Raw genomic sequence first — 10955 nt, forward strand, 5'->3', positions numbered from 1 at the left:
GACGATGAAAAAGATGCTGCTGATTGCCGGGGCACTGGTCGCGAGCGCTCCCGCCGCCGCCCAGACGATTCCTCCGCACGTCCAGGCGCGGATCGACCGCATCCTCAAGGCCACACCGCTGATCGACGGGCACAACGACCTGCCCGAGCAGCTGCGCGAGAATTATGGGCTCAGCGTCGAGGGTTTGGCTAGCGGCACCGCCCAGCGGGCGCATCCGTTGATGACCGACATGGCCCGCCTCCACGCCGGCCGCGTCGGGGCGCAATTCTGGTCGGTCTACATCTCGTCCGACGTCACCGGCGACGAGGCGATCCGCGAGACCCTGGAGCAGATCGACACGGTGAAGCGGCTGGTAAAGGCCTATCCGAACGACCTCGCTCTCGCGCGCACCGCCGACCATATCGTTCGAATCCACCGGAGCGGGCGCGTCGCCTCGCTGATCGGGGTCGAGGGCGGGCACCAGATCGGCGGTAGTCTTGCCGCGCTGCGCGCCTATTATGACCTCGGCGCGCGCTACATGACGCTCAGCCACTTCAAGAACAACGAGTTCGCCGACAGCGCCACCGACGATCCCAAGTACCACGGCCTCAACGCCTTCGGCGTCGCCGTCGTCCACGAGATGAACCGCCTCGGCATGTTGGTCGATTTGAGCCACGTCAGCGATGACACCATGCGCGACGCGCTGAAGGAAAGCCGCGCCCCGGTCATCTTCTCGCACAGCAGCGCCCGGGCGCTCGACGATCATCCGCGCAACGTCCCCGACGACATCCTGAGACTGACCGCGGCGAACGGCGGCGTGGTGATGGTCAATTTCTACAGCGCCTATGTCTCCAACGGCGTCCGGCTGTGGACCGCCGACCACGCGGGCGAGGAAGCGCGAGCCAAGGCGCTGTTTCCGAACGACCCGGCCAGGCGCAAGGCCGAGATCGCGTCTTGGGAACAAGCCCATACCGCACCGGTCGCGACGATCGCGCAGGTCGCCGACCACATCGATCATATCGCCAAGGTCGCCGGCTATGATCACGTCGGCATCGGCGGCGATCTCGACGGCATCGACGTTGCGCCGGAAGGCCTTGCCTCCGTCGCCGGCTATCCCCTGCTGTTCGCCGAACTGATCCGCCGTGGCTGGAGCGACGCCAACCTCGCCAAGCTCGCCGGCGGCAACCTGCTGCGCGTCCTCCGTCAGGCGGAAGCCATCTCCGCGTCGATGAAGAACGAAGCTCCGTCGATGGCGACCCTGGATCAGCCAAAATGAGCGATCATCCGCTTCGCCTCGCCATCCTCCCCGTCACCGCGTTCCAGCAGAATTGCAGCCTCGTCTGGTGCACGAAGACCATGCGCGGGGCCTTCGTCGATCCCGGCGGCGACCTGCCGCGCCTCAAGGCCGCTGCCGAACAAGCCGGCGTCACCATCGAGAAGATTCTCGTCACCCACGGCCACATCGATCATTGCGGAGCCGCGGGAATCCTCGCCGACGAGCTTGGCGTGCCGATCGAGGGTCCCCATGAGGCCGACCTGTTCTGGATCGCCCGCCTTCACGAGGATGGCGCCCAGTACAACATCCCCGGCCGGCCCTTTACGCCCGCACGCTGGCTGGTCGACGGCGACGAGGTGACCGTCGGCGACCTCACCTTCTCGGTCAGCCATTGCCCTGGCCACACGCCCGGCCATGTCGTTTTCCACCATGCGGAATCCAGGCTGGCGCTGGTCGGCGACGTCCTCTTCAAGGGCTCGGTTGGCCGTTGGGACTTCCCGATGGGCAACCAGCAGCACCTCCTCCGCTCGATCGTCGACAAGCTCTGGCCGATGGGCGACGACACCGCCTTCGTCCCGGGCCATGGCGAGATATCGACCTTCGGCCACGAACGGCGGACTAACCCCTATGTCTCTGATCGGACGCTCGCTTCCGCCTGACAGCGGGTTGCGCTTGGCGACGCTTTCGCTATAGGGGCGGCGGTTCGCGACGATCCGGCCGCCGCCCGCGGGTGCTGACGCAAGGAAGCCCTGCTGTGATGAGGCGCAGATCGTCGCAATTTTTATTGGAATAAGGTGCCGCAATGGCTGTCCCGAAGAGAAAAACGTCGCCCTCGAAGCGGAACATGCGCCGCAGCCATCACGCGCTGACTGCGCCGTCGTTCCAGGAATGCCCGAACTGCGGCGAGCTCAAGCGCCCGCACAACCTCTGCAACGCTTGCGGCCACTACAACGGCCGCGAGATCGTCTCGTCCGAGGCCTGAGCGAGCGCCAGGCGCGAAGGGGCGGTTAGTGGCTCACGGCCCACGCATCGCCATTGACGCAATGGGAGGGGACAGCGGCCCGGCGGCGATGATCGCCGGAGCTGCGAGCGCGCGCCGGCGCGATCCCGCGCTCTGCTTCATGTTCCACGGCGACGAGGCGCGGATCGGCGCGGAGCTCAAGCGGCACGACAATCTCCGCGACAATATCGAGGTGGTCCATTCCGCCGAGGCAATCGCCGCGAGCGAGAAGCCGACCCAGGCCATCCGCCGTGCTCGCACGACCTCGATGGGCGTCGCGATCAATGCGGTGAAGGAAGGCCGGGCCGACGCCGCCTTGTCCGGAGGCAATACCGGCGCGCTGATGGCCATGTCGAAGCTCGCCCTTCGCACCATGCCCGGCATAGACCGTCCGGCGCTCGCCGCGCTCCTGCCAACGCTCGGGGACACCGATCTCGTCATGCTCGACCTCGGCGCCAATACCGAGTGCGATGCTCAGAACCTCGTTCAGTTCGCGGTGATGGGCTCGGCCTATGCCCGCACCGTCATTGGCGTCGGTCAGCCGCGCGTGAAGCTTCTCAACATCGGTACCGAGGAGCTGAAGGGCACCGACGAGCTCAAGGAAGCTGCGGCCCTGCTGCGCGAAGCGGACTATCTGCCGATGCGGTTCGATGGCTTCACCGAAGGGGACCAGCTGTCGCGCGGCGAGGTCGACGTCGTCGTTACCGATGGGTTCTCGGGAAACATCGCGCTGAAGACCGCGGAGGGCACGGCGCGCTTCGTCACCGACCTGCTCCGCCGCGCGTTCAAGAGCTCGCTACGGTCGAAGGCGGGTTTCGCGCTGTCACAGCCGGCGCTCAACTTGCTCAAGGTCCATCTCGACCCGAACAACCATAATGGCGCGGTCTTCCTGGGTCTCAACGGCCTCGTCGTGAAGAGCCACGGCGGCGCGAACCCGAAGGGCGTCGCCAATGCCATCCGGGTCGCGGCGAGCATGGTAACGAGCGACATTATCCGGAAGATCGGCGACGACCTCGACAATTTCCGCGCCCACGCCTTCGCCGCGGAGAGCGCCAAGTGAGCGTGCGGTCCGTGATCGCCGGCACAGGCTCGGCCCTGCCCAGGCGTCGGATCGACAATGCCGAGCTGGCCGAGACGGTCGACACGTCCGACGCCTGGATCGTCGAGCGAACGGGGATCCGCAGCCGCTATATCGCGGGCGACGGGGAGACGACGGCGAGCCTTGCGACCGAGGCGGCGCGAAATGCGCTCGAGGCGGCCGGGTTCCAGCCCTCGGACATCGACCTTATCGTGCTTGCGACGGCGACACCCGACCAGACCTTTCCGTCGTCCGCGACCAAGGTCCAGGCGACCCTTGGGATCGCCGATTGCGTCGCGTTCGACGTCCACGCGGTCTGCACGGGCTTCCTTTATGCGCTGACCGTCGCCGATTCGATGGTCCGTTCCGGCAATGCCCGAAAGGCGCTGGTCATCGGCGCTGAGACCTTCAGCAGGCTGCTCGACTGGGAAGATCGAGCGACCTGCGTCCTGTTCGGCGACGGCGCCGGAGCGGTCGTTCTCAGCGCCGAGGACGGACCTAGCGGAATCCTTGCAACCAAGTTGCACGCCGATGGCCGTCACAACGACCTATTGTTCGTGGACGGCGGTCCATCGACGACCGGAACCGTCGGCAAGCTGCGGATGAAGGGCCGCGAAGTTTTTCGCCATGCAGTGGTCAATCTTGCCGATGTCCTGACCGAGGTGCTCGCCGACGCCGGCCTCAGCCCGGCCGATGTCGACTGGGTCGTTCCGCACCAGGCCAATGCCCGCATCCTGGACGCGACCGCGCGAAAACTCGGGCTTCCGGCGGAAAAAGTGGTCATGACCGTAGATCGGCACGCCAATACATCGGCGGCCTCCGTGCCGCTCGCGCTAGACACAGCAGTCCGCGACGGGCGGATCAAACGCGGCGATCTTGTCGTGCTGGAAGCGATGGGCGGTGGATTTACTTGGGGTGCGGCGGCGCTCCGCTATTGATAAATATCAGCAATCCGGCGAATAGTCGATTTGCCGACACGGGGAATTTCCGTTACGGAACTGTAATTGCGCGGCGCGGGCATCGCCGTGAGGTCGGGAGACGATAATGGCGGACTTGGGCATTGCAAGGATCAGCAAGGAGACGGCAGCGGATGGAACGCTGACCCGGGCCGACCTTGCCGATGTGGTGCACCGCAAGCTCGGCCTGTCGCGCGCCGAGTCGGCGGGCGTGGTCGAGCGGGTCCTTCACCACATGTGCCACGCGCTATCGCAGGGAAAAAACGTCAAGATTTCCGGCTTCGGCACGTTCATCCTGCGCGACAAGGGCCAAAGGATCGGCCGCAACCCGAAGACCGGTGTCGAGGTTCCGATCGCTCCGCGGCGCGTGATGACCTTCCGCGCCAGCCAGATCATGCGCGACCGGATCGCCAAATAGGCATTCGGTGGCGACGGCGGAAAAGTCAGCCGGCGCGTTCAAGACGATCGGCGAATTGTCGCAGGAGCTGGGCGTCGCCCAGCACATCCTGCGCTATTGGGAGACCCGATTCCCGCAATTGAGGCCCATGCAGCGTGCGGGCAATCGCCGTTACTATCGCCCCGCGGATGTCGAGCTTGCTGGCCGGATCAACCGGCTCCTGAATGAAGAGGGCTACACCGTCCGCGGCGTCCAGAAGCTGCTCCGCGACAAGGCCAACCCTGTTGCAGCCGATGAGCCAAGCGCCGCTCCTCCAGCGATTGTCGACGCATTTCCAGGCGAAGAGGCGCCGGAAGACAGCTCCAACGTCGATGTCTTCCGTCTGATCGCCCTTCGCAACCGCCTCGCCGACGCGCTCGACGACTAAGCGTCGGCCGGCGCGGCCACGGTCCCGGCGCGGGCCTCCGTCGAAAGCCTGTCGCGAACCCTGGCGATCGCTTCGTCGAGCGGGATTCGCCGCACCGCGACACCAGCCGGAAAGGCCGCCAGCAGCCGCGACGGCATCGCCGCCGACAGGATCACGAAGACGCCCCGGTCGCCCTGGCGCCGGATAAGCCGGCCGAACGCCTGCGCCAGCCGCGCCCGGACCACCCGGTCATCATAGACGCTGCCGCCGCCCACCATGCGCCGCGCCGCGTGGAGCACCGTCGGCCGCGGCCACGGCACCCGCTCCATGACGACCAGCCGGAGCGATTCGCCCGGCACGTCGACTCCGTCCCGCAAGGCGTCTGTCCCGAGCAAGGATGAGCGGGGATCGTCGCGGAAGATATCGACGAGGGTCCCGGCGTCGATCGGATCGACGTGCTGGGCGAGCAGCGGCAGTCCCGTCCGCGCCAGTCGGTCGGCAATGCGAGCGTGCACCGCCTTCAGCCGCTGCACTGCGGTGAACAGGCCGAGTGTCCCGCCGCCCGCCGCCTCGATCAGTCGTGCGTAGGCGCTGGCCAGCGCCGCGACGTCACCCTGCTTCACGTCGGTCACGATCAGAACTTCGGAGCAGCCGGCGTAGTCGAACGGACTATTCGCCTCGAACCGCTCGCCCGGCGACGCAAGGTGACGCGCGCCGGTCCGCGCTTCCGCTGCCAACCAGTCCTCGCCTCCACGGAGGGTCGCGGACGTTACAAGTACGCCATCCGCCGGCGCCAGAACCGCTCCGGCCAGCGGCTTGGTGGGATCGAGCCAGCGGCGATGGATGGCAATGTCGTATTCGCGTCCGTCGATCCGGTCGACGGCCAGCCAGTCGACGAATTCCGGGTCCGCCTCGCCGCCGATCCGGGCAAGCAGCGCGATCCAGGCCGCCAACGTCTCGCGCCGCCACCCTAGGCCGCGGATGGCGCCGTCGACGCGAGCGCGGGCCTGCGAATCGAGCCAGTCCGGCGCATCCTCGATCACGGCCTCGAGCCTACGTCCGAGCGCGGCCAAAGGCTTCTGCAACGACTCCAGCGATTGCATCGCCTCGCTCGCCCGAGTGACCATCGCGCCGTCGGGCTCCGCGAGCTCGGTCTCCAGCCCGCAGCCCGCTTCCTGTGCCTTGGCGCGCGCGTAGACGGTGCCGCGCACTTCTCCAAGCAACGCCTCGACGGGTCCGAACGGCGATCCCTCGACCACGCGCTGCAACCATCCGTCCGACGGCAGCGCCCGCGCCGCCTCGAGCGCATCCTCCAGCGCAGCCGCCCCTTCCTCGTCATAGGAGGCAACGTCCATCAGCCTCGCCGCAAGACCGCGCCGCCGCCCGCGAGTGCGTCCTTCCGGCCCAACGATCCAGCGTCGGAGCTCGATCGCCTCCTGCCCGCCGAACGTCACCGCGAAGGTCGAATCGGCGGCATCGAACAGGTGATGGCCCTCGTCGAACAGGATTCGCCGCGGCGCGTCCTCCCGGGCGCGGGCCGCATTGACCATGACCAGCGCATGGTTGGCGATGACGATGTCCGCTTCGCGGCTCGATCGCTCCGCGCGCTCGATGAAGCAGCGGCGGTAGTGCGGACAACCGGCATAGACGCATTCGCCGCGCCGGTCGGTGAGCGCAGTTGCGCCAGCGCGGCGGAACAGGCTCGGCAGCCAGCCCGGCAAGTCGCCCCCGACCATGTCGCCGTCCTTGGTATATGCCGCCCAGCGCCCGACCAGCTGCGCCAGGATTGCGGCCCTGCCAGCGAACGCGCCCTGCAGAGCGTCCTCCAGGTTCAGCAGGCAAAGGTAATTCTCGCGCCCCTTGCGCACGACGATCCGGCGTGCCCGCTCGTCCGGGTCGGCGAACAGCTTCGGTCCCTCGCCGTCCAGCTGCCGCTGCAACGCCTTCGTGAAAGTCGACACCCAGACCGTGCCACCCGACTGCTCCGCCCACAGGGACGCGGATGCGAGATAGGCCAGCGTCTTGCCGATGCCGGTGCCGGCTTCGGCGAGCAGCAGGTTGGGCGCCTCCTTGCGGCGCTTGGGTCCGAACAGCGTGCCGACAGCCTCCGCCATCGCACGCTGGCCCTCGCGCGTCTCCGCGCGCCCCGTGAGGCGCTCCAGCCGCGCCTGTGCTGCCTCTGGAGCGAGGGTCACCGCGAGCGGCGGAGGACGCTCGCCGGCCTCCTCCCAGGACTTCAGTCGCGAGAACAGCATCCGCTCCCGTTCCGGCCGCTCCAACCGCGCACCGATCAGCGCCGCCCAGGTCCAGCCAAGGCGATGCAGCGTCGCGTTGACCGTCCACGCGCCCTCGCGCTCACGCCAGTCCGGATTGGTGAGGATAGACAGGAGCCGTCCTGCGATCGTGCGCAGGGCTGCCGCCGCCTCTGCATCGCTGCCCGGCGGCTCGATCCCGACGGCGCGGCTCAATCCGGCCGCCGTCGGAACCGCGAAGCGGGCCGGATGGACGAACGCGAAGAGCTCCAGAAGGTCGGCGCCCGACAGCTCGGGATAGCCGAGCCTCTGCCCGACCAGCGGCGCGTTGAGGACGATGTGCGGTGTCTCCGCCGCGCGCGCGATCGCCTCGCCCCGGCTTGCCTCACGCACCTCGCCGTCAACGCCGGCCAGCCAGATGCCGGCGTGGGTTGCGTGCAGCGCGGGAAGCGGCAAAGGAGCGGCCATCCCAGGACCCTGGCCCCAAGAGAACAGAAGAGCAACGGATTTGGACGCCGAAACGCTTCGCACCGCCGCACTGGCGTCCAAGGCCTGGCCTTACGAGGAAGCGCGCAAGCTTCTGAAGCGGTGGCCGGATGGGAAGCCCGCCGGTCAACCGGTGATCTTTGAGACCGGATATGGTCCCTCCGGACTCCCTCACATCGGCACGTTCAACGAGGTCGCGCGGACCAGCTTCGTTCGCCACGCGTACGAGGAGCTTACGGGCGCGCCGACTCGTCTGATCGCCTTCAGCGACGACATGGACGGGCTGAGAAAGGTCCCCGATAACGTTCCGAACCAGGAAATGCTCGCGACGCATCTCGGCAAGCCGCTGACGCAGATCCCCGACCCCTTCGAGACGCACGAGAGCTTCGCGCATCACAATAACGCGATGCTGCGGTCGTTCCTCGACCGGTTTGGGTTCGACTACGAGTTCGCGTCATCGACCGAATATTACATTGGCGGCCGTTTCGATGAGGCGATCCGCAACGTGCTGGCGAACTGGGACGCAATCATGGGCGTCATGCTTCCGACCTTGCGCGAGGATCGGCGTCGAACCTATTCGCCTTTGCTACCCGTGTCGCCGTCAACGGGCCGGGTGCTGCAGGTTCCGGTCGAGGTGATCGACGCCCAAGCCGGCCTCATCGCATTCGACGACGAGGACGGCGTCCGCATCCACCAATCGGCGTTCGGCGGATTGGGAAAGCTGCAATGGAAGGTCGACTGGGCGGCGCGCTGGGTCGCTCTCGGCGTTGACTATGAGATGGCTGGCAAGGACCTCATCGACAGCGTCATCCAGTCCGGCAAGATTGCCCGCATCCTCGGTGGCCGGCCGCCCGAGGGCTTCAACTACGAGATGTTCCTCGACGAAAAGGGCGAGAAGATCTCCAAGTCGAAGGGCAATGGCCTGACCCTCGACGAATGGCTGCGCTATGGCAGCGAGCCAAGCCTCGCCTTCTACATCTACCGAGAGCCCAAGCGCGCCAAGAGCCTTCACATCGGCGTCATTCCGCGCGCCGTCGACGAGTACTGGCAGTTCCGCGGCAATTATCCCGGTCAGCCGATCGAGCAGAAGCTCGGCAATCCCGTGCACCACATCCACGCCGGCAAGGTACCGACGGCGGCGCTGCCGCTGACCTACGGGCTGCTGCTGAACCTCGTCAGCCTGCCGGGCGTCGCGGACAAGGACACCGCCTGGCGCTTCGTCCAGCGCTACGCGCCGGGCACCTCGGCCGAGACCGACCCCGAGCTCGACGAGTTGATTGGCCTAGCGGTGAACTACGCCCGCGACTTCGTCGTGCCGACGCTGCACCGCCGGGTCCCCTCCGAGGTCGAGGCCGAAGCGCTGCGCGACCTCGATTCAGAATTGCAAAAGCTTCCGCCGGGCGCCGATGGCGAGGCGATCCAGAACGCGGTCTTCGAAGTCGGCAAGCGCCACCCGTTCGACAGTCTCCGCGCCTGGTTCCAAGCGCTCTACGAGACGCTCCTCGGCTCCAGTCAGGGCCCCCGCATGGGTAGCTTCATCGCCCTCTATGGCATCGACAACAGCCGCAAGCTCATCGCCGAAGCTTTGGCAACGAACTGACGACGGCTTGCCGCAACGCCTGCCGATAGTCCCTGCACATCTCCTGAAGCGTTTGCCAGTCCGCGGCGGAGCGCTCCCCGCGCTGAACCTCTCGCTCGATTGTCGCCAATTGCTGCTGGATCAACCCCCTCGCCTTTTCCCTGCCGAGCAGTCCCGTGTCAGCGGCGATCTCCCACGCTGTCCGCATCGACGCCGTCATGGCCGCGAAGCCGGCGTTCGCCTCAATGTCTGCCAGGCTCGGAAGTGAGGAATCGCTTCCTCGCTTCATCGCCCGGACGATGGCCTCCTTCCACGGACGGTCAATTGTCGCGAGCTGCAGCGCGTCGCCGCGCGCCTGAAGCGTTGGGGCATCGACGATGCGGCCACCCTGCAGGAATGGCGCCCCCGCTTCGCTGGTGTCGCAGGCATAGCCGGGCGTCGCCACGAACGCATCGAAGTCGGCCAGCGCGAGTCCGTGGGGACGGGAATAATGGAAGGGCACCGACCGACAACCAAGGGGGCGGCGGTCGTGGATGCTGCAGCGGCCCTCGTCCAGCGCGGCGCAGGCGCCCGGCAACGTGTCGAGCGCGAGCGCCGAGATCAACAGGTAGCTGGTGCTGTCGACGGGCTTGCTCTGCCGCATGAGCTTCACCGGAGATTTGCGCGCGGCGTGGGCGGCGAGCAGGCGCTTCTTCTGGTAAAAGACCTCGGCATCGGCCCCGCGCTCCGGCGCGCGCGGCAGACTGTAAACTCGGAACAGCAAGCGGAACACAAACACGTCCGCGAGGGACGCCGCTTCCGACAGCTCGACCTCCGGAGCGCGGTTGCAGCACTTGCCGCACTGGGTGCAGGCAAAGTGTCGAACGCCGCTCATCGATCGGGCGTCACATTGCCTTCTTTGAAGCGATCCAGCGGTCGATCTTCTGCTCCAGGATCGCGAGCGGAAGAGCGCCGGTGTTCAGCACCTGGTCGTGGAATTCGCGGATGTCGAACTGGGCGCCCAGCTCCACTTTCGCCTTGTCGCGCAACCGCTGGATGGTCAGCGCGCCGAGCTTATAGGCGAGTGCCTGGCTGGGAATGGCGATGTAGCGCTCGACCTCGGCAGTCGCGTCGGTCTGCGACTCTCCCGAATGGCTGAGCATGTAGGCAATCGCCTGGTCGCGGGTCCAACCCTTGGTGTGGATGCCAGTGTCCACCACTAGCCGCATCGCGCGCAGCATCTCGTCGTTAAGCGTGCCGAAGCGCTGGTAGGGATCCTTGTAGAAGCCCATCGGATAGCCGAGCGTTTCCGAATAGAGCGCCCAGCCTTCGACATAAGCGGTGTTGCCGCCGAAGCGCATGAAATTCGGCAGTGCCGGATTTTCCTGTGCCAGGCTGATCTGGAAGTGGTGGCCGGGCTCGCCCTCGTGGAGGAACAGCGTCGTTTCTTCCCAGATACTGCGCGACGGCAGGTCATAGGCGTTGAAATAGAAGGTGCCCGGCCGCGTGCCGTCGGCGCTGCCCTGCTCGTAGGAGCCGCCCGCCTCGAACTTCTCGCGGAACGGGT

Annotated in this window: 11 protein-coding genes; 8 read left to right on the forward strand and 3 right to left on the reverse strand. The window is 66.7% G+C overall.

Annotated elements, in window-relative coordinates:
- Positions 1–4: 4 nt before the first annotated feature.
- From JOZ79_RS13800 to JOZ79_RS13830, 7 genes are all read left to right on the forward strand, one after another.
- Entirely contained in the window at positions 5–1255 is a 1251-nt protein-coding gene (locus tag JOZ79_RS13800; protein WP_366514825.1) for a dipeptidase, read from the forward strand.
- The gene (locus JOZ79_RS13805; protein ID WP_294075292.1) at positions 1252–1914 is read left to right on the forward strand and encodes an MBL fold metallo-hydrolase; all 663 of its coding nucleotides are present in this window, start codon (positions 1252–1254) and stop codon (positions 1912–1914) included. Before JOZ79_RS13800 ends, JOZ79_RS13805 begins: the two co-directional genes overlap by 4 nt.
- 143 nt (positions 1915–2057) lie before the next feature.
- Entirely contained in the window at positions 2058–2237 is a 180-nt protein-coding gene (gene rpmF, locus JOZ79_RS13810; protein ID WP_294075295.1) for a 50S ribosomal protein L32, read from the forward strand.
- Positions 2238–2265: 28 nt separating this feature from the next.
- On the forward strand, positions 2266–3315 hold the full coding sequence (gene plsX / locus JOZ79_RS13815; RefSeq protein ID WP_294075297.1) for a phosphate acyltransferase PlsX: 1050 nt from the start codon (positions 2266–2268) through the stop codon (positions 3313–3315).
- Positions 3312–4271: a beta-ketoacyl-ACP synthase III gene (locus JOZ79_RS13820; protein ID WP_294075300.1), complete on the forward strand. Its 960-nt coding sequence runs from the start codon at positions 3312–3314 to the stop codon at positions 4269–4271. Before plsX ends, JOZ79_RS13820 begins: the two co-directional genes overlap by 4 nt.
- A 106-nt stretch (positions 4272–4377) precedes the next feature.
- Positions 4378–4707, forward strand: coding sequence for an integration host factor subunit alpha (locus tag JOZ79_RS13825; protein WP_294075304.1), 330 nt, complete (start codon positions 4378–4380; stop codon positions 4705–4707).
- A 7-nt stretch (positions 4708–4714) separates the two neighbouring features.
- Positions 4715–5113, forward strand: coding sequence for a MerR family transcriptional regulator (locus JOZ79_RS13830; RefSeq protein WP_294075307.1), 399 nt, complete (start codon positions 4715–4717; stop codon positions 5111–5113).
- On the opposite strand, the gene JOZ79_RS13835 is transcribed toward JOZ79_RS13830, so the two are convergent.
- Positions 5110–7812: an ATP-dependent DNA helicase gene (locus JOZ79_RS13835; RefSeq protein ID WP_294075309.1), complete on the reverse strand. Its 2703-nt coding sequence runs from the start codon at positions 7810–7812 to the stop codon at positions 5110–5112. The genes JOZ79_RS13830 and JOZ79_RS13835 overlap by 4 nt on opposite strands.
- A 40-nt stretch (positions 7813–7852) precedes the next feature.
- Between JOZ79_RS13835 and JOZ79_RS13840 the strand changes: the two genes are divergently transcribed.
- Complete coding sequence (locus JOZ79_RS13840; protein ID WP_294075312.1) at positions 7853–9430, forward strand: lysine--tRNA ligase; 1578 nt, start codon at positions 7853–7855, stop codon at positions 9428–9430.
- Here the strand turns inward: JOZ79_RS13840 and JOZ79_RS13845 are convergent.
- Together JOZ79_RS13845 and JOZ79_RS13850 are read right to left on the reverse strand one after the other, a co-directional pair.
- Positions 9402–10283 (reverse strand): YkgJ family cysteine cluster protein, encoded by an 882-nt coding sequence (locus tag JOZ79_RS13845; RefSeq protein ID WP_294075314.1) that lies wholly within the window; start codon positions 10281–10283, stop codon positions 9402–9404. The two genes, JOZ79_RS13840 and JOZ79_RS13845, sit on opposite strands and share 29 nt — an antisense overlap.
- 10 nt (positions 10284–10293) lie before the next feature.
- Positions 10294–10955, reverse strand: a 662-nt coding sequence (locus JOZ79_RS13850) for a DUF885 family protein (protein WP_294075317.1), incomplete at its 5' end; no start/stop codon positions are given.

It is taken from the genome of Sphingomonas sp., assembly GCF_019242355.1.
Classification (GTDB): Bacteria; Pseudomonadota; Alphaproteobacteria; order Sphingomonadales; family Sphingomonadaceae; genus Sphingomicrobium.

Coding starts and splice junctions, on each gene's coding strand:
- JOZ79_RS13800 (WP_366514825.1), top strand. CDS start 5: ATGAAAAAGATGCTGCTGATTGCCGGGGCACTGGTCGCGAGCGCTCCC.
- JOZ79_RS13805 (WP_294075292.1), top strand. CDS start 1,252: ATGAGCGATCATCCGCTTCGCCTCGCCATCCTCCCCGTCACCGCGTTC.
- rpmF (WP_294075295.1), top strand. CDS start 2,058: ATGGCTGTCCCGAAGAGAAAAACGTCGCCCTCGAAGCGGAACATGCGC.
- JOZ79_RS13825 (WP_294075304.1), top strand. CDS start 4,378: ATGGCGGACTTGGGCATTGCAAGGATCAGCAAGGAGACGGCAGCGGAT.
- JOZ79_RS13835 (WP_294075309.1), bottom strand. CDS start 7,812: ATGGCCGCTCCTTTGCCGCTTCCCGCGCTGCACGCAACCCACGCCGGC.
- JOZ79_RS13845 (WP_294075314.1), bottom strand. CDS start 10,283: ATGAGCGGCGTTCGACACTTTGCCTGCACCCAGTGCGGCAAGTGCTGC.